General features: G+C 72.3%; 20 protein-coding genes. 6 read left to right on the forward strand and 14 right to left on the reverse strand.

The annotated features are described in order from the left end of the window. Positions 1-232 precede the first annotated feature (232 nt). Both ACF1AL_RS28420 and ACF1AL_RS28425 read left to right on the forward strand, forming a co-directional pair. Positions 233-1,246, forward strand: a complete 1,014-nt coding sequence (locus ACF1AL_RS28420) for an acyl-CoA desaturase (protein ID WP_366835652.1) — start codon at positions 233-235, stop codon at positions 1,244-1,246. Then, a complete protein-coding gene (locus ACF1AL_RS28425; RefSeq protein ID WP_391828008.1) occupies positions 1,243-1,917 on the forward strand; it encodes a TetR/AcrR family transcriptional regulator in 675 nt (224 codons plus the stop codon). The genes ACF1AL_RS28420 and ACF1AL_RS28425 overlap by 4 nt, the downstream gene beginning before the upstream one ends. Before the next feature lie 157 nt (positions 1,918-2,074). On the opposite strand, the gene ACF1AL_RS28430 is transcribed toward ACF1AL_RS28425, so the two are convergent. The 3 genes from ACF1AL_RS28430 to ACF1AL_RS28440 all read right to left on the reverse strand — a co-directional run bounded on the left by ACF1AL_RS28430 (position 2,075) and on the right by ACF1AL_RS28440 (position 3,491). Beyond that, entirely contained in the window at positions 2,075-2,248 is a 174-nt protein-coding gene (locus ACF1AL_RS28430) for a CsbD family protein (RefSeq protein ID WP_366835650.1), read from the reverse strand. A gap of 65 nt (positions 2,249-2,313) precedes the next feature. After that, complete coding sequence (locus ACF1AL_RS28435; protein WP_391704777.1) at positions 2,314-2,676, reverse strand: VOC family protein; 363 nt, start codon at positions 2,674-2,676, stop codon at positions 2,314-2,316. Positions 2,677-2,678: 2 nt separating this feature from the next. Then, on the reverse strand, positions 2,679-3,491 hold the full coding sequence (locus ACF1AL_RS28440) for a trans-aconitate 2-methyltransferase (RefSeq protein WP_366835648.1): 813 nt from the start codon (positions 3,489-3,491) through the stop codon (positions 2,679-2,681). Positions 3,492-3,579: 88 nt separating this feature from the next. On the opposite strand from ACF1AL_RS28440, the gene tamR reads away from it, so the two are divergent. Next, on the forward strand, positions 3,580-4,077 hold the full coding sequence (tamR, locus tag ACF1AL_RS28445; protein WP_366835647.1) for a MarR family transcriptional regulator TamR: 498 nt from the start codon (positions 3,580-3,582) through the stop codon (positions 4,075-4,077). Here tamR and ACF1AL_RS28450 read toward each other — a convergent pair. Beyond that, the gene (locus ACF1AL_RS28450) at positions 4,036-4,815 is read right to left on the reverse strand and encodes a LuxR C-terminal-related transcriptional regulator (RefSeq protein ID WP_384211768.1); all 780 of its coding nucleotides are present in this window, start codon (positions 4,813-4,815) and stop codon (positions 4,036-4,038) included. The two genes, tamR and ACF1AL_RS28450, sit on opposite strands and share 42 nt — an antisense overlap. Positions 4,816-5,058: 243 nt before the next feature. Here ACF1AL_RS28450 and ACF1AL_RS28455 point away from each other — a divergent pair, with 243 nt between their 5' ends. Continuing rightward, complete coding sequence (locus tag ACF1AL_RS28455) at positions 5,059-5,502, forward strand: GNAT family N-acetyltransferase (protein WP_391660783.1); 444 nt, start codon at positions 5,059-5,061, stop codon at positions 5,500-5,502. Here the strand turns inward: ACF1AL_RS28455 and galK are convergent. From galK to galT, 3 genes are read right to left on the reverse strand one after another with little or no spacing between them, the layout of a single operon-like run. Next, positions 5,486-6,658, reverse strand: a complete 1,173-nt coding sequence (galK, locus tag ACF1AL_RS28460; protein WP_391828010.1) for a galactokinase — start codon at positions 6,656-6,658, stop codon at positions 5,486-5,488. The genes ACF1AL_RS28455 and galK overlap by 17 nt on opposite strands. Positions 6,659-6,698: 40 nt before the next feature. Continuing rightward, positions 6,699-7,661: a UDP-glucose 4-epimerase GalE gene (galE, locus tag ACF1AL_RS28465; protein WP_391828012.1), complete on the reverse strand. Its 963-nt coding sequence runs from the start codon at positions 7,659-7,661 to the stop codon at positions 6,699-6,701. After that, a complete protein-coding gene (gene galT / locus ACF1AL_RS28470; RefSeq protein WP_391704780.1) occupies positions 7,658-8,719 on the reverse strand; it encodes a galactose-1-phosphate uridylyltransferase in 1,062 nt (353 codons plus the stop codon). Before galT ends, galE begins: the two co-directional genes overlap by 4 nt. 205 nt (positions 8,720-8,924) lie before the next feature. On the opposite strand from galT, the gene ACF1AL_RS28475 reads away from it, so the two are divergent. Both ACF1AL_RS28475 and ACF1AL_RS28480 read left to right on the forward strand, forming a co-directional pair. Continuing rightward, positions 8,925-10,604: a sodium:solute symporter family protein gene (locus ACF1AL_RS28475; protein ID WP_366835641.1), complete on the forward strand. Its 1,680-nt coding sequence runs from the start codon at positions 8,925-8,927 to the stop codon at positions 10,602-10,604. 22 nt (positions 10,605-10,626) lie between these two features. Further along, the gene (locus ACF1AL_RS28480) at positions 10,627-10,953 is read left to right on the forward strand and encodes a hypothetical protein (protein WP_366835640.1); all 327 of its coding nucleotides are present in this window, start codon (positions 10,627-10,629) and stop codon (positions 10,951-10,953) included. 132 nt (positions 10,954-11,085) lie between these two features. On the opposite strand, the gene ACF1AL_RS28485 is transcribed toward ACF1AL_RS28480, so the two are convergent. From ACF1AL_RS28485 to ACF1AL_RS28515, 7 genes are all read right to left on the reverse strand, one after another. After that, positions 11,086-11,766, reverse strand: coding sequence for a LuxR C-terminal-related transcriptional regulator (locus ACF1AL_RS28485; RefSeq protein WP_384211753.1), 681 nt, complete (start codon positions 11,764-11,766; stop codon positions 11,086-11,088). 190 nt (positions 11,767-11,956) lie between these two features. After that, positions 11,957-13,876, reverse strand: a complete 1,920-nt coding sequence (locus ACF1AL_RS28490) for a PQQ-binding-like beta-propeller repeat protein (protein WP_391828014.1) — start codon at positions 13,874-13,876, stop codon at positions 11,957-11,959. 106 nt (positions 13,877-13,982) lie between these two features. Continuing rightward, a complete protein-coding gene (locus ACF1AL_RS28495) occupies positions 13,983-15,815 on the reverse strand; it encodes a PQQ-binding-like beta-propeller repeat protein (RefSeq protein WP_391780639.1) in 1,833 nt (610 codons plus the stop codon). Between the two features lie 309 nt (positions 15,816-16,124). Then, positions 16,125-17,933: an ABC-F family ATP-binding cassette domain-containing protein gene (locus ACF1AL_RS28500; RefSeq protein WP_391828016.1), complete on the reverse strand. Its 1,809-nt coding sequence runs from the start codon at positions 17,931-17,933 to the stop codon at positions 16,125-16,127. Between the two features lie 150 nt (positions 17,934-18,083). Next, positions 18,084-18,977, reverse strand: a complete 894-nt coding sequence (locus ACF1AL_RS28505; protein ID WP_391828018.1) for a 4-(cytidine 5'-diphospho)-2-C-methyl-D-erythritol kinase — start codon at positions 18,975-18,977, stop codon at positions 18,084-18,086. Beyond that, entirely contained in the window at positions 18,974-19,843 is an 870-nt protein-coding gene (gene rsmA / locus ACF1AL_RS28510) for a 16S rRNA (adenine(1518)-N(6)/adenine(1519)-N(6))-dimethyltransferase RsmA (RefSeq protein WP_366835634.1), read from the reverse strand. The genes ACF1AL_RS28505 and rsmA overlap by 4 nt, the downstream gene beginning before the upstream one ends. A gap of 167 nt (positions 19,844-20,010) precedes the next feature. After that, entirely contained in the window at positions 20,011-21,465 is a 1,455-nt protein-coding gene (locus tag ACF1AL_RS28515; RefSeq protein ID WP_391828020.1) for a ubiquitin-like domain-containing protein, read from the reverse strand. Positions 21,466-21,485: the final 20 nt, after the last annotated feature.

Here is a 21,485-nt window from a genome sequence, read left to right on the forward strand (position 1 = left end):
TCTCGCGCGGCGGGGACCGCTTACGGGCCGGACGTCCGGGAAAAACTTCAGAGCGGACCGCGCTGTCCGACCGACACCAGGATAGGTGGCGGCCGGATGGTGCAGGCCGTGGGGCTCTTGCCGCCGGGCGACACGCTGCCATACTTACGATGCCGTAGGTTACGGAACCGTAGGAAGTGAGCCGTTCCCGCAGCTCGGCATCGCCCAGACCCTCGACCCCCAGGGGACGCGTATGACCACTAGCTCCTCCGATGTGATCGCAGACGCTCGTAAGGCGCCCGACGACACGCCCGTAACGCCCGCCACGCTCGGCGGCGAGCAGAAGCGTTCGATCGAGCAGATCGCGCTGCTGCTGTTCATCACGGTTCCGTTCCTCGCGCTGGTGGCGGCCGTGCCGCTGGCCTGGGGCTGGGGCCTCAGCTGGCTGGACCTCGGTCTGCTGGTCTTCTTCTACTACCTGGGCTGCCACGGCATCACGATCGGTTTCCACCGTCACTTCACGCACGGTTCGTTCAAGGCCAAGCGCCCGTTGAAGATCGCGCTCGCGATCGCCGGGTCGATGGCCGTGGAGGGCCCGCTGGTGCGCTGGGTGGCGGATCACCGCAGGCACCACAAGTTCTCCGACGCGGAGGGTGACCCGCACTCGCCGTGGCGGTACGGCGAGACGCTGCCCGCGCTGATGAAGGGCCTGTGGTGGGCGCACATCGGCTGGATGTTCGACGAGGAGCAGACGCCGCAGGACAAGTACGCACCGGACCTGATCAAGGACCCGGCGATGCGGGCGATCTCCCGGACGTTCGTGCTGTGGACGGCCGTGTCGCTGCTGCTGCCGCCGCTGATCGGCGGGCTCGCCACGATGTCCTGGTGGGGCGCGTTCACCGCGTTCTTCTGGGGTTCACTCGTCCGGGTGGCTCTGCTGCACCATGTGACCTGGTCGATCAACTCGATCTGCCACGCGGTCGGCAAGCGCCCCTTCAAGTCGCGGGACCGTTCGGGCAACGTGTGGTGGCTGGCGATCCTGTCCTGCGGCGAGTCCTGGCACAACCTGCACCACGCCGACCCGACCGCGGCGCGGCACGGGGTGATGCGCGGCCAGATCGACTCCTCGGCGCGGATCATCCGCTGGTTCGAGCTGCTGGGCTGGGCGTACGACGTGCGCTGGCCGTCACGCTCCCGTATCGATTCGCGCCGCAACGGCGGTGAGGACGGCTCCCGGCGGCGGAAGGTGACAGCCGAGGCGGCATGATTGACGCCGTGGCGACCGACTCCAGCAGTACCAGCAGCGACAAGCCGCGGCGCCCGCGCCGCACCCGGATGACCGGCGCCGAGCGCCGCCAGCAGCTGCTGGAGATCGGTCGGACCCTGTTCGCCGCGAAGGGCTTCGAGGGCACGTCGGTGGAGGAGATCGCGGCCAAGGCCGGGGTGTCCAAGCCGGTGGTGTACGAGCACTTCGGCGGCAAGGAGGGTCTGTACGCGGTCGTCGTGGACCGGGAGATGCGGCAGTTGCTGGACATGGTGACCGGTTCGCTGACCGCGGGGCATCCGCGGGAGCTGCTGGAGCAGGCGGCGTTCGCCCTGCTGGACTACATCGAGGAGTCCACGGACGGGTTCCGCATCCTGGTGCGCGACTCGCCCATTCCGCAGTCGACGGGGTCCTTCGCCTCGCTGATCTCCGACATCGCCACGCAGGTGGAGGACATCCTCGGCAAGGAGTTCAAGTCCCGCGGCTTCGACCCGAAGCTGGCGCCGCTGTACGCGCAGGCGCTGGTGGGCATGGTGGCGCTGACCGGGCAGTGGTGGCTGGACGTGCGCCGCCCGAAGAAGGCGGAGGTCGCCGCCCATCTGGTGAACCTGGCCTGGCACGGCCTGGACGGGCTGGAGCCCAAGCCCCGGCTGATAGGTCACCGCAAGAACTGACGTCGTCCGACGGACCCCGGCGCGCGCTCACGCCGGCCGGCGGTCACCGTAGGGACCCCCTGAACCGCGCGAAGGCCCCCCGGATGATCCGGGGGGCCTTCGCACACGTGCGCTGCCCGAAGACGTCAGCGCTCCAAGACGTCAGCGCTGGAAGACGTCAGTGCTTGAAGACGTCCTTGGTCTTCTCCTTGGCCTGGCGGGCGTCGCCCTTCATCTGGTCGGCCTCGCCCTCGGCGGTCATGCGCTCGTTGCCGACCGCACGGCCCACCGCTTCCTTGGCCTTGCCCTTGAGCTCTTCCTTCTTGCCCTTGGCCTTCTGCTCGCCTGCCACGGTTGATCACTCCCAGTCATGTCTGCGGGGGGTCTCATCACGTCGGGTGACCCGTCGGGCGCGGATCAAACACACGGTTCGAGGAACTCCAGCCGGTTGCCGACCGGGTCCTCGGCGTAGAAGCGGCGGTGACCTGGGAGGTTGTCGTCCCAGACGACCTGTGCGCCGCCGGCGGTCAGCTGGGCGGCGTAGGCCTCGATGCCCGTGACGCGCAGGCCGGGGTGCGCCTTGCGCGCCGGCCGGAAGTCCTCCTCCACGCCGAGGTGCAGCTGCACGCCGCCGGCCTGGAACCAGCAGCCGCCGCGGGCCGCGAGCACGGGCGGCTTGGGGATCTCGGTCATGCCGAGGACGCCGGTGTAGAAGGCGCGCAGGGCGTCCTCGCTGCCGGGCGGGGCGGCGAGCTGGACGTGGTCGAGCGCGGTGATCATCGTCAGGCCTCCTTGACGGCGACGGCGAACAGGCGGCGGAAGGGCAGGACCGTGCCGTAGTCCTGGCGCGGGTAGGCCTCGCGGAGCAGGTCGCGGTACTCGGCGAGGAAGGCGTCGCGGGCCTGCGGGTCGTCGGCGAGGGCGGTGAGCGCGGGGCGCAGCCCGGTGCCTTTGACCCAGTCGAGGACGGGGTCGTCGCCGGGCAGGACGTGGAAGTACGTCGTCGTCCAGACGTCGGCGGCGCAGCCGAGGCGGGCGAGCTGGTCGAGGTAGACGTCCGGGGTGTGCACGGAGCCGGTCTCGCGCAGCACGCCGGCGAGGCGGCCGCGCCAGCGCTCGGTGGCGGCGAGGTCGCGCATCAGGGCGTGCAGCGGGGCGTCGAGGTTGTCGGGGACCTGGAAGGCGAAGGTGCCGCCGGGGCGCAGGGCGGCGATCCAGTCGGCGAACCGGTCGGCGTGGCCCGGGACCCACTGCAGGGTGGCGTTGGAGACGATCACGTCGTACGGCTCGCCGGGTGTCCAGGTGCGGACGTCGGCGTGGGCGAAGTCGAGGCGGCCTCCCCCGGCGGTCGGGCCCTCGTGGCCGGTGTGGGCGGCGTCGAGCATCGCGGGCGAGTTGTCGTAGCCGGTGATGTGCGCGGTGGGCCAGCGCTCGGCGAGCAGGGCGGTGACGTTGCCGGGGCCGCAGCCGAGGTCGGCGACGCGGGGGCGGCCGGCGGGCGGGGCGGGGATGCGGGCGAGCAGGTCGATGAAGGGGCGCGCGCGGTGCCCGGCGTGGCGCAGGTACTGGTCCGGATCCCAGGTCGGCTTGGTCATGGCTCCACTGTCCCCACCCATTTATCTTGATGTCAAGAGACACGACATCAAGAGACTTAATGTCGACACAACCACTACACTGATCGTCATGGAGGACGAGGTCGATCGGCTGGTCGCAGCGTGGCGCCGGGAACGTCCGGACCTCGACGTGGAACCGCTCGAGGTGCTCAGCCGGGTGAGCAGACTGGCCCGGCACCTGGACCGGGCGCGCCGTCTTGCCTTCGCCGAGCACAGTCTGGAGCCCTGGGAGTTCGACGTGCTGACGGCCCTGCGGCGCGCGGGAGCCCCCTACCAGCTCTCCCCCGGGCAGCTGCTCACCCAGACCCTGGTGACGTCCGGGACCATGACCAACCGCATCGACCGCCTGGCCAAGAAGGGCCTGGTGGAGCGCCTGCCCGACCCCAGCGACCGCCGGGGCGTGCTGGTCCGTCTCACCGACGAGGGCCGCGACCGCGCCGACCAGGCGCTGTCCGGGCTGCTGGACCAGGAGCGGGCGATCCTCGCGGAGCTGTCCCGCGCCCAGCGCGGCGAACTGGCCGGGCTGCTACGCCAGCTGACCGCCCCGTTCGACAACATCCCCGGCTGAGGGCACGGCCAGGTCGGCCGGCCCGACCCCGGCGCGGCGGGCCAGCGCGACCGCCGCGAGCGTGGAGTGCACACCCAGCTTGCCCAGCACGTTCTGCATGTGGGTGCGCACGGTGTGCGGGGAGAGGAACAGCCGCTCGGCGACCGCCTTGCGGCCGAGCCCGGCGACCATGCAGCGCAGCACCTCCCGCTCGCGCGGGGTGAGGGACTCCACCAGCCGCTCGCTCTCCGTGCGGTGCTTGCGCGCGGCCGTCAGCTCGCGCAGGACGCCGGTGAGCAGGGCGGGCGGCAGATGCGTCTCGTCGCGCAGCACGCCGCGGATCACCGTCAGCAGCCGGGACAGGGAGCAGTCCTTGGCGACCCAGCCGCAGGCCCCGGCCTGCAGGGCGAGCGCCGCGCGGCGCGGGTCGTCCTTCTCGGCGAGCACCACGATCCGCACCTGCGGCTGCGCCGAGCGCACTCCGGCGACCAGGGAGATCCCGTCGACGACGCCGTCCTCCCCGCCGTCCGGTACGGGCGGCGCGGGCCGCAGGCCCGGCGGCATCGCGCCCAGGTCGGCGTCCACGAGGACCACGTCGAAGCGGCGGCCCTCGCCGGCCGCCCGGTCCAGGGAGCGCAGCGCGGCCGGGCCGCTGCCGGCCGCGGCCACCTCGACGTCCGGCTCGGCGGCCAGCGCCGCGGCGAGCGACTCGGCGAAGATGCGGTGGTCGTCGACGACCAGGACTCGGATGCGCACCACGGATGACCCCCACTGGTCCTCGCCACGACGACCGGCGCGGGTACGACGCTCCGGCGGAACGCGAACAGGCCCGGCCGCCGCCGTGCCGAACCGCTTCCCCCCGTACGCGAGCGCCGTACCCGACTGTCTCGCCCCCTGATCGGCACCGGCCCCCACCGGTGCTGTTCACAGGGTAGGGCCGCAGCCGGGGACGGCAAGGAGAATTGCAGAACTGACGGCATCACGGCGTCTAGGGTGAGCCGCATGTTTCGTATTGAGGCAGAAGTAGACAAAGAGCGACGCGATCTGCTCCGCTCGCGCCTCCGCGACACGAACACCGCGGCCTCCCCCGTGCTGCGCGCCCTGCGCGGCACCCCGGACGAGCGGGACGTCCCCCTGCACCTGTGGGCCATGGAGGACACCGGCGACCTCGCCGGCGGTCTGGTCGGCCACACCTGGGCCGGCTGGCTGCACGTCGACTACCTGTGGGTGGACCGGACGCACCGGAGCCGGGGGCTCGGCTCCCGGCTGCTCGCCCGCGCCGAGCACCTGGCCCGCACCGAGCGCGCGTGCGCCGCGGCCCGGCTGGAGACCTGGGACTTCCAGGCGCCGGACTTCTACCGCAAGCAGGGCTACGAGGTGGTGTGCGTGATCCCCGACTACCCGCCGGGGATCACGGAGTACACGCTGGTCAAGCGGCTCGGCTGAGCCGCCGGGCGCCGGCCGAGGGGATGGCCTCGAAGACGCGGGGGGCGGTGAAGGCCGCCGCGGCGAAGGCCTCCTCGACCGCCTTGGTGATCGTGTCCACGTCCGCGATGTCGGCGAGGACGATCGCCGAGCCGCCGAAGCCGCCGCCGGTCATCCGGGCGCCGAGGGCGCCGGAGGCCATCGCGGTGTCGACGACCAGGTCCAGTTCGGGGCAGGAGATGCGGAAGTCGTCGCGCAGGGAGGCGTGGCCCTCCACCAGGAGGGGGCCGATGGCGCGGGTGTCACCGGACTCCAGCAGCGACACCACCCGCTCCACCCGGTGGTTCTCGGTGACGATGTGGCGGACCAGGCGGCGGACCTCCTCCTCGTCGCCGAGGCGGGCCAGCGCCTCGTCCAGGCCGTCGAAGGGCACGTCGCGCAGGGCGTCGACGCCGAGCAGGTCCGCGCCCTTCTCGCAGCCGGCGCGGCGCTTGCCGTACTCGCCCTCGCTGTGCGCGTGCTTGACCTGGGTGTCGACGACCAGCAGGCGCATGCCCTCGGCGGCCAGGTCGAAGGGGATCTGCCGCTGGGACAGGTCGCGGGTGTCCAGGAAGAGGGCGTGCCCGGCCTCGCAGCAGGCCGACGCCGTCTGGTCCATGATGCCGACCGGGGCGCCGACGTAGACGTTCTCGGCGCGCTGGCACAGACGGGCCAGCTGCCAGCCGCGCAGCCCGAGGCCGAACAGGTCGTTCAGGGCGAGCGCGACGACGACCTCCAGGGCCGCCGAGGAGGACAGGCCCGCGCCCGCCGGGACCGTGGAGGCGAGGTGCACGTCCGCGCCGGTCACCGGGTGGCCGGCCTCTCGCAGCACCCAGACGACACCGGCCGGGTAGGCCGTCCACGCCGTGTCGGACTGCGGAGCCAGCTCGTCCACGCGCAGCTCGGCGACGCCGCCCTCCAGGTCGGCCGAGTGCAGCCGCAGCAGGCCGTCGTCGCGGCGGGAGACCGCCGCGACCGCGGTGTGCGGCAGGGCGAACGGCATGACGAAGCCGTCGTTGTAGTCGGTGTGCTCGCCGATGAGGTTGACGCGGCCCGGTGCCGCCCACACCCCTTCCGGATCGGCTCCGTACAGCTGCTTGAACCGCTCGGCCACTTCGCCGGCGACGGCCTCGCTCATCCCTGACCCTGACCTTTCGTACCTTCTGCTCGAAAGTGCGTTACTTTGCGCGGCGCTGCGCGAACTCCCACGCGTCCGCGACGATGCCGGCGAGGTCCGCGCGGCGCGGCTGCCAGCCGAGGCGCTCGCGGGCGGTGTCCGCGGAGGCGACCAGGACGGCCGGGTCGCCGCCCCGGCGCGGGGCGACCACCTCGGGGATCGGGTGGCCGGTGACCTTGCGGACGGTCTCGATGACCTCGCGGACGGAGAAGCCGTTGCCGTTGCCGAGGTTGCAGATCAGGTGCTCGCCGGGCTGTGCGGCCGTCAGCGCCAGCAGGTGGGCCTCGGCGAGGTCCGCGACGTGGATGTAGTCGCGCACGCAGGTCCCGTCCGGCGTCGGGTAGTCGTCGCCGTAGACGGAGATCGCGTCGCGGCGGCCCTGGGCGACCTGGAGGACCAGCGGGATGAGGTGCGACTCGGGGTCGTGGCGCTCGCCGTACGCGCCGTAGGCGCCGGCGACGTTGAAGTAGCGCAGGGAGACCGCGCCCAGGCCGTGCGCCTGCGCCTCGCTGGTGATCATGAAGTCGACGGCGAGCTTGGTGGCGCCGTAGGGGTTGGTGGGCTTGGTCGGGGCGGTCTCCACGATCGGGACCTGCTCCGGCTCGCCGTAGGTGGCGGCGGTGGAGGAGAAGACGAGCTTCTTCACGCCCGCCGCGCGCATCGCGCCGAGCAGGGCCATGGTGCCGCCGACGTTGTTGTCCCAGTACTTCTCCGGCTTCACCACCGACTCGCCGACCTGCGAGAACGCGGCGAAGTGCAGGACGCCGTCGAAGGAGGAGTCCAGCCACTTGGCGGCGTCGCGGATGTCGCCCTCGAGGAACGCGGCGCCCGCGGGGACGCCCTCCCGGAACCCCGTGGAGAGGTTGTCGAGGACGACGACCTCGTGGCCGGCCTCCAGCAGATGCTGGGCCACCACACTGCCGACGTACCCCGCACCGCCCGTCACCAGGTACTTACCGCTCATGAACTCGCTACCTCTCGCAGTCGCTCGGCCGCGCGCTCCGGAGGCACGTCGTTGATGAACACGCTCATGCCGGATTCGGAGCCCGCGAGGTACTTCAGCTTGCCGGACGTACGGCGAATGGTGAAAAGCTCCAGGTGGAGCGCGAAGTCGTCACGGGTGACGCCGTCGAACTCCGCCAGCCGGCCGAACGGCGCCTGGTGCCAGGCGGCGATGTACGGCGTCGGGGGCTCTCCACTGCCGAAGATCCGGTCGAAGCGCCTCAAGAGTTCCAGATAGACCTCGGGGAACTCTGTGCGGGCCCCCTCGTCCAGCGCCAGCAGATCGGGCACGCGCCGCTTCGGGTACAGGTGCACCTCGTACGGCCAGTGCGCCGCGTACGGCACGAACGCGACCCAGTGCTCCCCCTCCAGGACGACCCGATCGCCGGACAGCTCGCGCTCCAGGACGGCGTCGAAGAGGTTCTCCCCGCCGCTCGCCTCCTTGTGCGCGGCCACCTGGCGCAGCATCAGCGCGGTGCGCGGGGTGGTGAAGGGGTAGGCGTAGATCTGCCCGTGCGGGTGGCCGAGGGTCACACCGATCTCGGCGCCGCGGTTCTCGAAACAGAAGACCTGCTCGACGGAGGGCAGATGGGACAGCTCCGAGGTGCGGTCGGTCCAGGCGTCCAGGACCAGTCGTGCCTGATCGGCCGTCAGGTCGGCGAAGGAGGCCTGGTGGTCGGAGGTGAAGCAGACGACCTCGCAGCGGCCGGAGTCGCCGGCGAGGGAGGGGAAGCGGTTCTCGAAGACGACGACGTCGTAGGAGGAGTCCGGGATCTCGCTGAGCCGCCCGCCCTGCGACGGGCACAGCGGGCACTCGTCGGCCGGCGGGTGGTAGGTGCGGCCCTGGCGGTGCGAGGCGATCGCGACGGCGTCGCCGAGCAGCTCGTCGTGGCGGATCTCGGAGGTCGTCACGGTCCGCTCCAGCGGACGCCGGTCGACCGCGTCCCGCACCGTGTCGTCGCGCAGGTCGTAGTAGATCAGCTCACGACCGTCGGCCAGCCGGGTCGAGGTCTTCTTCACGCCGGACTCCCTCTGTCCGCACCCAAGCGCCTGCTAGGGGACCGAAGTACTGCTCTGACTCAACACAATCAAACATAACACGCCACAACTCACCAGCCTGAGGCACATCACAATCCAACAAAGGTCATCAACAGAAGTGTTCATTTTCTGAACGCGGAGGCGTAGGTTCCGCTGAGGATCAGTTCGCGCAACGAAGCGAGTGCTTATGCAGACCCCCACCTATCTGGCCGCGGAGCTACGGCTCCCCACGAACTGGCTCGACTACACGATCCTCGCGATCTACTTCGTGGTCGTGCTCGGCATCGGCTTCGCCGCCCGCCGGTCGGTGAAGACGAGCCTGGACTTCTTCCTGTCCGGACGGTCCCTGCCCGCATGGGTGACGGGACTCGCCTTCATCGCGGCCAACCTCGGCGCCACCGAGATCCTCGGCATGGCGGCCAACAGCGCGCAGTACGGCGTGTACACCACCCACTGGTACTGGATCGGCGCCATCCCCGCCATGGTCTTCCTCGGCCTGGTGATGATGCCCTTCTACTACGGCAGCAAGGTCCGCTCGGTCCCCGAGTTCCTGCTGCTGCGGTTCGACAAGTGGGCACATCTGCTGAGTTCGATCCTGTTCGCCCTGGCCGCCATCCTGATCGCCGGTGTGAACCTCTACGCCCTGGCGATCGTCGTCGAGGCGCTGCTCGGCTGGCCGCAGTGGGTCGCCATCGTCGTCGCCGGCTTCTTCGTCCTCGCCTACATCACCCTCGGCGGCCTGTCCTCGGCGATCTACAACGAGGTGCTGCAGTTCTTCGTGATCCTCGCCGCCCTCATCCCGATCACCGTGCTCGGCCTGAAGAAGGTCGGCGGCTGGGACGGCCTGTCCGACTCCCTCACCAAGAGCCACGGCGGTGACTTCCTCACCTCCTGGGGCGGCACCGGCATCGGCCACGCCAACCCGCTGGGCGCGAACTGGCTGACCATCGTGCTGGGCCTCGGCTTCGTCCTCTCCTTCGGCTACTGGACGACCAACTTCGCCGAGGTGCAGCGCGCCCTGTCCGCGAAGAACCTCTCCGCCGCCCAGCGCACGCCGCTGATCGCCGCGTTCCCGAAGATCTTCATCGTCTTCCTGGTGATGATCCCGGGCCTGGTCGCCGCGGTCCTGGTGCCGAAGATCGGCACCTCCGGCTCCGACCTGCAGTACAACGACGCCATCCCGTACCTGATGGAGCAGCTGCTGCCCAACGGCGTCCTCGGCATCGCCGTCACCGGTCTGCTCGCCGCGTTCATGGCCGGCATGGCGGCCAACGTGTCGTCCTTCAACACCGTGTTCACCACCGACATCTGGGCCAAGTACGTGGTGAAGGACCGCGAGGACTCCTACTACGTGCGCTTCGGCCGGCTGATCACCGCGATCGGTGTGCTCGCGTCCATCGGCACGGCGTTCCTGGCCTCGTCGTTCTCCAACATCATGGCCTACCTGCAGACCCTGTTCTCCTTCTTCAACGTGCCGATGTTCGTCGTCTTCATCATCGGCATGTTCTGGAAGCGGGCCTCGGTCAAGTCCGGCTTCTGGGGCCTGCTCGCCGGCACGACGGTCGCCATGCTGAACTACTTCTGGATCTACAAGCAGGGCGTCATCGACATCCCCTCCGACCAGGGCGCCAACTTCGTCTCCGCGATCGCCGGCTTCGTCGCGGGCGCGGTGGTCATGGTCGGGGTGTCCCTGTTCACCAAGCCCAAGCCGGCCGAGGAACTGCAGGGGCTGGTCTACGGCACCCGGTCGCCCGGCATGGCCGAGCCGCCCGCGGCCGGGGACGACGCGTGGTACCGCCGGCCGGCGCTGCTCGGCTGGGGCGCGATCGTACTGGCCGCCGCCTGCTACATCCCGTTCTCGTTCTGAGCCCGCGGAGGAGTGAGAGAGCATGACTGACAATTCCGGGCGTCCCGAGCGCCACGAGTACTCCGAGCGGGACGTGCAGCGCGAAGTCACCGAGCTGGAGGGCAAGTCGGCGACCGCGGCGCGGCTGTTCGACATCCGGCGCATCATCGGCGGGCTGTTCGTGGTCTACGGCGTGATCGTCACGATCACGGGGCTGACGGACTCCGACGCGACGATCGCGAAGGCGCAGGGCGTGAACATCAACCTGTGGACGGGCGTGGGGATGCTGCTCCTGGGCCTGTTCTTCCTGGCCTGGCTGAAGCTCCGTCCCACGGCACCGCCGGTACCGACGAAGGACGAGTCGGAGTGACTCCGTAGGGGGCGCGGGTGGATTGCCGGCTGCGGGCCCGTCGTGGCCGATCGCGCAGTTCCCCGCGCCCCCAGGGCGTTGCAGTCCCGCTCGCTCCAGCCGCGGGCAGTCGTGCAGCCCACCCCACGGCGTTCACTCACCGGGGTCGAGACGCCCCGCCGGGTCCAGCAGTCCGGTCCGCGCGGCCAGCGCCGCCGCTTCCAGTCGCGACCCCACCCCCAGCTTCATCAGCACCCGCTGCACATGCGTCCGGGCCGTGGACGGCGCGATCCCCATCCCCGCCGCGATCACCCGCGTGTCCTCCCCGTCGGCAACCCGTACCAGCACCTCCAGCTCCCGCTGCGTCAGCAGCGACCGCAGCCGCTGCCCCTCGTCGTCCGGCTGCGCCGCCGGATGCAGCAGCTCCCCGAACGCCTGCTGCAGCAGCGCCGGCGCCACCGCCGCCTCCCCGGTCCGCGCCTTCATGATCGCCCGCTCGACGCCCTCGATGCGCTCGTCGTGCCGTACGTAGCCGCACGCCCCGGCCGCGAACGCGGCCGCGATCCCGCGCGGGCTCGGCACCGGGCCCAGCACCACCACCGCCACCTGCGGCCGCTCCCGCCGGATCCGCGCCACCGGGTCGAACACCCCGGGCTCGGCCGGCGCGGCCGTCCCCAGCAGGCACACCTCCGGCGCGCGCGAGATCACCAGCTCCGCCGCCCCCGCGGCGGGGGCCGCCGCGGCGAGCACCCGGTGCCCCCGCAACTTCAGCGCCGAGGCCAGCGCCTCGGCGTGCAGTCGGTGGTCGTCGACCACCATCAGCCGCGCTCCCAAGAGAACCCCCCAGTTCCCCCCGTTCCATGCCCCCGGAAGCTACACGCTTGTTCGACGTCGCGCTCCCCCAACGGGGCGAGAAGTGCCCCGGATCGCCGAAATTCCTCACTTTGGGGAACGGATGAGCGGTACGCGAACGGCCCCGCCCCCTGAGCAGGGACGGGGCCGCACCGCGCGGGTCACCCGGGGGTCACTGCGGACCGAAGGCGATCGCCAGGTAGTTCCGGTCGCCCGCGGTGGGCTTGCGGGCGAAGACGTCGGCCATGTAGAGCCGGCCGTTCGCGAAGATCAGCTCCGCGTGGTCCGGCAGCATGCTGGTCTCCACGTCGCGCACCGACTCCGTGGCCGGGTTCTCCAGCAGGGTCGTCGCCTTGAAGGTGGTGCCGTCGATGCTGACGACCTGCCCGCCCTTGTCGTACGGCGGCCGCTTGTAGGCGATGACGTTGGAGCCGTCCATGCGCAGTGGCGTGTACGTGTAGCCGTCGCCGGCGTCCGCGCGCTGACCGGTCTGCTTGCCGGTGGTCAGGTCGAAGGCGACGATCTCGTTGGTGCGGCCGTGGTCGCCGGTGCCGTCGTGCTCCTCGGTGGAGACGTACAGCTTGCCGTTGCCGACGACGAGCCCGTGGCAGTTCTCGACCTCGTCGAGGGTGTCGCAGGTCTCCGCGTAGCCGTCGCCGGACAGGGAGATGCGCGCCTTGAGCTGCCCGGTGGCGTTGTCGATGGAGAAGATGTCGGACACGCCGCTGCCGTTGCCGGTGTCACCGACGTCGGCGCCGACGACGAGCGGGTTCGTGGAGACGACGGCCGCGTCGTCGATGCCCGCGGACATCTTGTAGTCGGAGAACACCTTCCCGGACTTCGGGTCGATGGTCTGGATGTGGATCGTCGGGTTGTCGTACGACCCGCACTTGCGCACCGCGACCAGCTTCTCGCCGCCGCCGTACCCGGCGTCCTCGCAGGTGTCGGCGGCCTTCGGGGCCCACAGCGACTTGCCGGTGACGGCGTCCCAGGCGGCGCCGCCGTCCAGGCCGCCCGCGGCGACGGTGCCGCCGCTGAGGGTGACGTTGTCGAAGGTGGCGAGCTCGTCGCTGTTCTTCGCCGTCTGCGTCCACAGCTTGCGGCCGGTCGTCAGGTCGAGGGCGGCGACCTGGCTGCAGCCGTGCGACGGCTTGTCCTTGGTCGGCATCGCCGGTTCGAAGACGATGGCCGCCTTGCCGTCGGCGGAGGCGTGCTTGCTGGCCGTGCACACCGGGCCCGGCAGCGGGATCGACCACAGCTTGCTGCCCTTGACCGGGTCGTAGCCGACGATCTCGGCGACGCCCGCCTTGGCGTACACCTTGTCGGTGAGCCAGGAGCCGTTCACGCTGACGCTGTCGTCGTCGGCGACCGCCGGCATGGGCACCTGGAACAGCACGCGCGAGGCCGGGTTGTCCGGCACCTTCTCGCTGCCGCCACCGCCGCCGGCCGAGCCGCCGCTGCCGCCGCCGGTGGGGCCGGCGGAGCTGGCGGTGTCGTCCTTGCCCTTGGAGTTCGAGTACCAGACACCGCTGCCGATGATCAGCGCGCACGCCACGACGGCCGCGACGATGATCGCGATCTGCGGGTTGACCTTGCGCCCGCCGCCCGGCGATGCCTGCGGCTGCATGGGGGTGGTGGCGGGCTGCGGGTAGCCGTACCCGGGCTGCTGACCGTACGGCGGCTGCGGCTGACCCGGGTAGCCGTACCCGGGCGGCGCCGGCGGCTGCTGCGGGGGCTGCCCGGCCTGCGGGTAGCCGTACCCCGGCTGCGGCTGCGACGGCTGCTGCCCGGGCATCGGCGGCGGAGGCGTCTGCGGCGCGCCCTGCGGGGGCTGCGGCGTCTGGGGAGCGGCCTGCGGCGGCTGCTGCGGTTGCGGCGCGGCCTGCGGCGGCTGCTGCGGGTAGCCGTACCCCGGGGCGGGCTGCGGGGACTTGTTCAGGTTCGGCGCCGCGCCCGGAGCCGGCGGGCCGGCCGGGGCCGCGGGCGGGGTCTGCGGGGCCGCCGGCGGCTGGGCGGGCTGCGGCGTGCCGTAGCCGCCCGGCTGCTGCGGAGGCTGCGGGGGCTGGTTCGGGGGCGGGGGCGGCTGGGTCATGGCGTGGGTACCTCGGGTCGGACGACGGCGTCGTCGGCGGGGCGGACGGACGGGCGGAGAAGCGCAGGGGGGCGGGCGGGGCCCGGCGACGGGCCCCGCACCCGGCTCACTTGCCGAAGGCGAGCATCAGCTTCTCCTTCGTGTCGGCGTCGCCGCCCAGTCGCGTGGTCGCGATGTAGAAGCGTCCGTCGACCCAGTCGTAGATCTTGGAGAAGAAGCCGTTCTCGATCTCCGCGGTGGCCGCGGGCAGCTGCAGCAGCTTGGCCGGCTGGTGCGCGGTGCCGGCCGTCGGCACGGCCACCACCTGGCCGCCCGCATCGTAGGACGGCTGCACGTAGGCGACGAGCTGGTTGCCGTCGACCCGCATCGGCAGCATCGACTCGTCCGCCGGGGACTTCACCCGCCACTTCTCCTTGCCGTTGGCGAGGCTGACGGCGACGACCTCGTTGGCGCCGGTGGTGGCGTCGGTGGGCAGGTAGAGCGTGTCGCCGCCGACGGCGGTGCCGGCACAGCCGCGCAGGTCGCGCTGGAAGATGCTCCAGCCGCACTGGAAGTCGAACTTCTCGTTGACGTTGACGTGGGTGCGCAGCTTGCCGTCGGCCTGCAGGACCACCATGTCCCAGACCTTCTTGTCCTCATTGGTGAGGTAGACGACCAGCGGGTCCATGGAGAAGACCTTCTTGACCTCCCAGCCCTTCTCCAGCGGCTGGGTCCACAGCACCGCCCCCGTCTTGGGGTTGAGGCCCTGGAGCTCCTCGTGCTCGTTGGAGGTCATCGCGCCGCAACTGGCCACCTGGATCAGCTTGTTCGCGCTGCCGGCGAAGGCGGAGGGGAAGCAGGCGGAGCCGTAGCGCTTCTTGTCGTACAGCTTGTGGCCGGTGTGCACGTCGAGGGCCACGCCGGACTGGGAGCGCCCGACCATCAGCGTGTCACCGGCGATCGTCAGCTCGACGTTGAGGGCGCTGTCGAACAGGGCGCCGTCGTCGATCGCGCCGGTCCAGCCCTTCTGGCCGGTGGCGAGGTCGATCTCCTGGAGCTGGTTGCACTTGGCGCGTTCGCTGGTGCCGTCCATGTACGCGATGACGATCTTGTTGTCGGCCGTCTTCTCCCGGGTGGCCGCGCAGATCTTCGACGCGAAGGTGAGGGGGGTCCAGGCGGGCTTGCCGTCGCTGATGTTGTAGCCGAAGACCTGCTTGTAGGCGGCCTTGACGGCGACCTTGTCGGTGATCCACAGGCCGGGCGCGTCCGCGCCGCCCTTGGGCGCGTCGGGGGCCGACTGGTACCACAGCACCTTCGCCTCGCCGGGCTGGCGGCCGGCGTTGAGGTCCTCGGGGTCGTCGCCGCCGCGGTCGCCGGTGGGGCTCTCGGAGCCGGTCGGCTTCGGGTCGTCGCTCTGCTGGGAGACCGGCTTCTTCTGCGGGTCGTCGTCCCCTCCGCTGACCGCCCACACGGTGCCGCCGATGACGAGCAGCGCGGCGACGGCGGCGCCGATGACGGCGAGCGGCTTGCCCTTGAAGGGGCCGCGGCCGCCGGGCGGGGTGCCCGGGGCGCCGGGCGCGCCGGGGTACGGCGGCTGGGGCGGGTAGCCGTAGCCGGGCTGCGGCTGGCCGTAGGGGCCGGGTTGCTGCGGCGGGCCGTACGGCCCGGGCTGCTGGCCGTAGGGGCCGGGCGCGGGCGGTGTGCCCGGGGCGCCGGGGGCCCCGTAGGGACCGCTCGGCTGGCCGTAGGGGCCGGGCTGCTGCGGGTAGCCGTACCCCGGCTGCGGCGGGCCGGCGGGTGGGGTCTGCGGCGGGGGCGGGGTCTGCGGGGCGCCGGCCGGCGGCCCCTGCGGGGGCGGCGGACTCTGCGGGGCCCCGAACCCGCCGCCGGGCTGCGGCGGCTGGTCCTGCGGCGGTCCGAACCCGCCTTGCTGCGGCGGCTGATTGGGCGGCTGAGTCATCAGCGTCTCCCCCTACCTCACTGATTTTCACCCACGCCCTGAGGTACGCGATGGACCCAGAGTCGTTCGACAGACAGTTCTCAGACGGCCCTTTCTATCACCCGCCGCCGACAGTCCACCGAGCTGCGCCGGGGCCTGTTCCCAACGGAGAACCGGCCCGTGATGCCCTCGTTACGCGCCTTCACGCCCCCTTCACGCGACATGCGCGCGGAACGCATGCGGCCCCTGACCGGGCGCCGGAACGGGCGGGCGCGCGAACGTCAGGGGCCCCGAACGGTCAGGGGCCCCGAACGACCGGCGGGTGAACGGTCAGGCGTCCTCGGCCAGTTCCAGCCAGCGCAGTTCCAGCTCCTCGCGCTGCCCCGCCAGCTCCCGCAGTTCCGCGTCGAGTTCGGCCACCTTCGCGAAGTCCGTGGCGTTCTCGGCGATCTGCGCGTGCAGCTTGGCCTCCCGCTCGGAGACCTTGTCCAGCTGCCGCTCGATCTTCTGCAGTTCCTTCTTGGCGGCGCGCTGGTCGGCGGCGCTCTTCTCGGTGCCGGCCGGCTTGGGCGCGGCGGCGGCGGTCTGCGCGGCGACCGCCTCCTCCATGCGCCGGCGCCGCTCCAGGTACTCGTCGATGCCGCGCGGCAGCATCCGCAGCGTGCCGTCGCCGAGCAGCGCGAACACCCGGTCCGTGGTGCGCTCGACGAAGAACCGGTCGTGGGAGATGACGATCATCGAGCCGGGCCAGCCGTCGAGCAGGTCCTCCAGCTGGGTGAGGGTCTCGATGTCGAGGTCGTTGGTGGGCTCGTCGAGGAAGAGGACGTTCGGCTCGTCCATCAGCAGCCGCAGCAGCTGCAGCCGGCGCCGCTCACCGCCGGAGAGGTCACCGACGGGCGTCCACTGCTTCTCCTTGTTGAAGCCGAACGTCTCGCACAGCTGACCGGCGGTCATCTCGCGGCCCTTGCCGAGGTCGACGCGCTCGCGGACCTCCTGCACGGCCTCCAGCACCCGCGTGGTCGGGTTCAGCTCGGCGACCTCCTGGGAGAGGTAGGCGAGCTTGACGGTCTTGCCGACGGCGATCCGGCCGCCCGCGGGCTGTGCCTCGCCCTCGGTGCGGGCAGCGGCGGCCATGGCCCGCAGCAGCGAGGTCTTCCCGGCGCCGTTGACGCCGACGAGACCGATGCGGTCACCCGGGCCGAGCTGCCACGTCACGTGCTTCAGCAGCACCTTCGGCCCGGCCTGCACGGTGACGTCCTCGAGATCGAACACGGTCTTGCCGAGCCGCGAGGAGGCGAACTTCATCAGCTCGGAGCTGTCCCGGGGCGGCGGCACGTCCGCGATCAGCTCGTTGGCGGCCTCGACGCGGAAGCGCGGCTTGGACGTCCGCGCGGGGGCGCCGCGCCGCAGCCAGGCCAGCTCCTTGCGGATCAGGTTCTGCCGCTTGGCCTCCTCGGTGGCCGCGATCCGCTCGCGCTCGGCCCGCGCGAAGACGTAGTCGGAGTAGCCGCCCTCGTACTCGTACACGTCACCGCGCTGCACGTCCCACATGCGGGTGCAGACCTGGTCGAGGAACCACCGGTCGTGGGTGACGCACACCAGCGCCGAGCGCCGGTTGCGCAGGTGCTCGGCGAGCCAGGCGATGCCCTCCACGTCGAGGTGGTTGGTGGGCTCGTCCAGGACGATCAGGTCCTGCTCCTCGATGAGCAGCTTGGCCAGCGCGATACGGCGCCGCTCCCCACCGGAGAGCGGCCCGATGACGGTGTCGAGGCCCTTGGGGAAGCCCGGCAGGTCCAGCCCGCCGAACAGCCCGGTCAGCACGTCCCTGACCTTCGAGTTGCCCGCCCACTCGTGATCGGCCATGTCGCCGATGACCTCGTGCCGGACGGTCGCCTCCGGGTCGAGGGAGTCGTGCTGGGTGAGCACGCCGAGGCGCAGCCCGCCGGAGTGCGTGACCCGGCCGGTGTCGGTCTCCTCCAGCTTGGCGAGCATCCGGATCAGGGTGGTCTTGCCGTCGCCGTTGCGGCCGACGACCCCGATCCGGTCCCCCTCGGACACGCCGAGCGACACACCGTCCAGCAGCGCACGGGTGCCGTACACCTTGCTGACGTTCTCGACATTGACCAGGTTGACGGCCATTTCACTCCTGCCCGGGGGATCGATCAGCCTTCAAGGGTAGGCCCTGCGGGGACGGCGGCGTCGCGCACGGGTGCGCTCACGCTGCGTGACGACGTCGCGAACCGTCGTCGGCCTTCGCGCCCCCGGGAACGTCCGCGAGCGGGCGGCGGGTCAGATCGCCGTCGCCCCGGGCGCCGCGCCCGACGCCACCCGCACGCTCCGGCAGGTGCCGGACGCCCGCAGCGCCTCCGCCACCTCGTCCGCGGAGGCGGCGTCACGTACCAGGAACGCGGTGGTCGGCCCGGAGCCCGACACCAGGGCGGTGAGGGCTCCCGCCGACCGGCCCGCCGCCAGCGTGGCCGTCAGGTCCGGGTAGAGGGACAGGGCGGCCGGCTGGAGGTCGTTGGTGGCCGCTGCCGCCAGGGCGTCCGGGTCGCCCTTGGCGAGGGCGTCCAGGACATCGTTGGAGGCCGTCGGCTCGGGGATGTCACGGCCCGCCGTCAGGCGGTCGAACTCGCGGAACACCGCCGGTGTCGACAGGCCGCGCTCGGCCATCGCGAAGACCCAGTGGGAGGTGCCGCCGACCTCCAGCGGCGTCAGCCGCTCGCCCCGGCCGACGCCCAGCGCCGCCCCGCCGACCAGGCTGAACGGCACGTCGCTGCCCAGCTCGGCGCAGATGTCCAGCAGCTCCTCGCGGGTGGCGCCGGTGTTCCACAGCGTCTCGCAGGCCAGCAGGGCGCCCGCGCCGTCCGCGCTGCCGCCCGCCATGCCCCCGGCGACCGGGATGTCCTTGGCGATGTGGAGGTGCACGGCCGGCTCGATCCCCGCACGCCGGGCGAGGGCGATCGCCGCGCGGGCGGCGAGGTTCGTCTCGTCCAGCGGCACCTGGCCGGCGTCCGGGCCTTCGCAGGTGACCCGCAGCTCCTCGGCCGGGGTCACCGTGACCTCGTCGTACAGGCCGACCGCGAGAAAGACGTTGGCCAGGTCGTGGAAGCCGTCCGGGCGGGCCGCGCCGACGGCGAGCTGGACGTTGACCTTGGCGGGGACGCGGACCGTCACGCTCACTCGGCGCCCCCCTTGTGCTCGGCGATCCTCGCGAACTCCTCCACGGTCAGCGCCTCCCCGCGCGCCTGCGGGGACACGCCCGCCGCGACCAGCGCCGCCTCGGCGGCCGCCGCCGATCCGGCCCATCCGGCGAGCGCCGCGCGCAGTGTCTTGCGGCGCTGCGCGAAGGCCGCGTCGACCACGGCGAACACCTCCGCCTTGGACGCCGTCGTCTTGATCGGCTCGGTGCGCCGCACCAGGGAGACCAGGCCGCTGTCGACGTTCGGCGCGGGCCAGAAGACGTTCCGCCCGATGGCGCCGGCCCGCTTCACCTCGGCGTACCAGTTCGCCTTCACGGACGGCACGCCGTACACCTTCGAGCCGGGGCCCGCGGCGAGCCGGTCGGCGACCTCGGCCTGGACCATGACGAGGGTGCGCTCGATGCTCGGGAAGGTGTCGAGCATGTGCAGCAGCACGGGGACGGCCACGTTGTACGGCAGGTTCGCGACGAGCGCGGTAGGCGGCGGGCCGGGCAGCTCGGTGACGTGCATGGCGTCGGAGTGCACCAGCGCGAACCGCTCGGCGCGCTCGGGCATGCGCGCGGCGATCGTCGCCGGCAGCGCGGCCGCGAGGACGTCGTCGATCTCGACGGCGGTGACCCGGTCGGCGACCTCCAGCAGCGCGAGGGTGAGGGAGCCGAGCCCCGGGCCGACCTCGACGACGACGTCGTCGGGGCGGACCTCGGCGGTGCGGACGATCCGGCGGACGGTGTTGGCGTCGATGACGAAGTTCTGTCCGCGCTGCTTGGTGGGACGCACGCCGAGCGCTGCCGCAAGCTCACGAACATCGGCGGGCCCGAGCAGCGCGTCGGGGCTGGGGCTACTCACGGGACAAGGGTACGGGTCCCGCCACCCCGCCCCGACACCCCACGTCAGCGGCCCCCCGTACCGGGGCCCCACGGCGAGGGCAGCGCTCCGGCGGCCCGCGATGCGGCGGGCCGTGAAGCCTTCCGGGTGCGGCCCTGGGTGGGCCCGGAGGCGGGCCGGGGCGTGGGTCAGCCGTGGAGGCGGGGGCCGCAGTGGGGCCAGGGGCTGGTGCCCCGGCGCAGGTAGAGCTTCTTCGCGCGGTACGTCTGTTCCGCGGCCGGGGCGTCCTGGGGGCGGCCGGTGCCGCCGAGGGCGTGCCAGGTGTGGGTGTCGAACTGGTACAGCCCGCCGTACGTCCCCGACGGGTCCACCGCGTCCGGCCGGCCGCCCGACTCGCAGACCGCGAGCGACTGCCAGTTCAGCCGGTCGGTGCCGCGCACGGACGTCGGCAACGGTTTCGTGCCCACCCGCACGATCTGCGTGCGCGGCTCGCGCACCACCTCGCTGCGCTCCCGCCGCGGTCTGAGCCGGACGCCGTTGACGGTCCGCAGGGTGTACGTCACCCGGCGCAGGCCGGGGCGGCCGGGCTGGTCGACGACCTCCGTCCCGCGGAAGAGGGACGGGTCCGCGGTGCGCCGCTCCAGGAACGGGATGGCCTCCTCCCGCACCTCCCGGCTGCCCCGGATCCGCAGCACGGTGACGGTCTGCCCGTCCCGCGGGAAGCTGCCCGGCGCCACCGAGGTGGTGTCCTGCCCGCGCAGCGTGAACCCGGCCTCCTCGACGGCCTCCCGCACGGTCGCGGCGTTGGTGCGGACGGTGCGGGCCTGACCGTCCGCCATCACGGTCACGGCGCGTTCGGTGCGCACGTCGAGGGCGAGCCCGGCGCGGCCGATGCGCTGGGAGCGCGAGGCGGACAGGTACGCGCCCTCCGCGCGCACCCCGAGCTGTGCGAGCGCCGCCTCCACGGTGCGGGCCGTCGTCCACACCTCGCGGGGCCGGCCGTCCAGGGTGAGCCGGACGGGGCGCGCGTAGCGGACGGCGACCTCGTCCCCGTCCTCCAGCGGCGCGTCGCGGCCCGGGGCGACGACGTCGTGGGCGCCCACGTCGACGCCCTCCTGCTCCAGCAGCTCCGTCACGTCGTCGGCGAAGGTGTGCAGGGTGCGGGTGCGCCCGCCGTCGACGGTCAGCTCGACCGCCTTGTCCTTGGCGACGAAGGCGGTGGTGCCGCCGGCGAGGAACGCGACGACCAGTGCCTGCGGCAGCAGCCGGCGCACGGGGCTGTCCGCGCGCTCGGCGGCCCGGGCCCGGCGCCGGCGCACGGCCCGCCGGTTCGCCACGCCCCCGGTGCCGGTGCCCGTGCCGATGCCGGTGCCTGCGGCCAAGGGGGCCGCGACGGCCGGGGCGGGGACGGCCGCGGCGGCGCCGCCCGGCTCCGGCCCCGCGACGGCGCCGTACACCTCGCCGTACACCTCCCCGTACCCGAGCGTCTCCGCCGTGTACGGGTCGAAGCCCTCCGGCCATCCCGGCCGCGGTGCCGTGTCCTGCCACGGCGGTGCGGCCTCCGGCTCCCGCCACCCGGGCTCCGGTTCCGGCGGTGGCTGATACGGCGAGTACTGCGGGTACGCGTACGGGGAGTTGTTCACGCCGCCACTCCAGGGTCCGA

It is taken from the genome of Streptomyces sp. NPDC014801, from assembly GCF_043082085.1.
Taxonomy (GTDB): Bacteria; Actinomycetota; Actinomycetes; order Streptomycetales; family Streptomycetaceae; genus Streptomyces.

Excerpts from the sequence above, each read along its gene's own strand:
- ACF1AL_RS28500 (WP_391828016.1), bottom strand. The coding sequence starts at position 17,933 with ATGGCCGTCAACCTGGTCAATGTCGAGAACGTCAGCAAGGTGTACGGC.
- ACF1AL_RS28435 (WP_391704777.1), bottom strand. The coding sequence starts at position 2,676 with ATGATCACCGCGCTCGACCACGTCCAGCTCGCCGCCCCGCCCGGCAGC.
- galE (WP_391828012.1), bottom strand. The coding sequence starts at position 7,661 with ATGAGCGGTAAGTACCTGGTGACGGGCGGTGCGGGGTACGTCGGCAGT.
- ACF1AL_RS28425 (WP_391828008.1), top strand. The coding sequence starts at position 1,243 with ATGATTGACGCCGTGGCGACCGACTCCAGCAGTACCAGCAGCGACAAG.
- ACF1AL_RS28490 (WP_391828014.1), bottom strand. The coding sequence starts at position 13,876 with ATGACCCAGCCGCCCCCGCCCCCGAACCAGCCCCCGCAGCCTCCGCAG.
- ACF1AL_RS28480 (WP_366835640.1), top strand. The coding sequence starts at position 10,627 with ATGACTGACAATTCCGGGCGTCCCGAGCGCCACGAGTACTCCGAGCGG.
- ACF1AL_RS28475 (WP_366835641.1), top strand. The coding sequence starts at position 8,925 with ATGCAGACCCCCACCTATCTGGCCGCGGAGCTACGGCTCCCCACGAAC.
- ACF1AL_RS28420 (WP_366835652.1), top strand. The coding sequence starts at position 233 with ATGACCACTAGCTCCTCCGATGTGATCGCAGACGCTCGTAAGGCGCCC.
- ACF1AL_RS28495 (WP_391780639.1), bottom strand. The coding sequence starts at position 15,815 with ATGACTCAGCCGCCCAATCAGCCGCCGCAGCAAGGCGGGTTCGGACCG.
- ACF1AL_RS28455 (WP_391660783.1), top strand. The coding sequence starts at position 5,059 with ATGTTTCGTATTGAGGCAGAAGTAGACAAAGAGCGACGCGATCTGCTC.
- ACF1AL_RS28440 (WP_366835648.1), bottom strand. The coding sequence starts at position 3,491 with ATGACCAAGCCGACCTGGGATCCGGACCAGTACCTGCGCCACGCCGGG.
- tamR (WP_366835647.1), top strand. The coding sequence starts at position 3,580 with ATGGAGGACGAGGTCGATCGGCTGGTCGCAGCGTGGCGCCGGGAACGT.
- galK (WP_391828010.1), bottom strand. The coding sequence starts at position 6,658 with ATGAGCGAGGCCGTCGCCGGCGAAGTGGCCGAGCGGTTCAAGCAGCTG.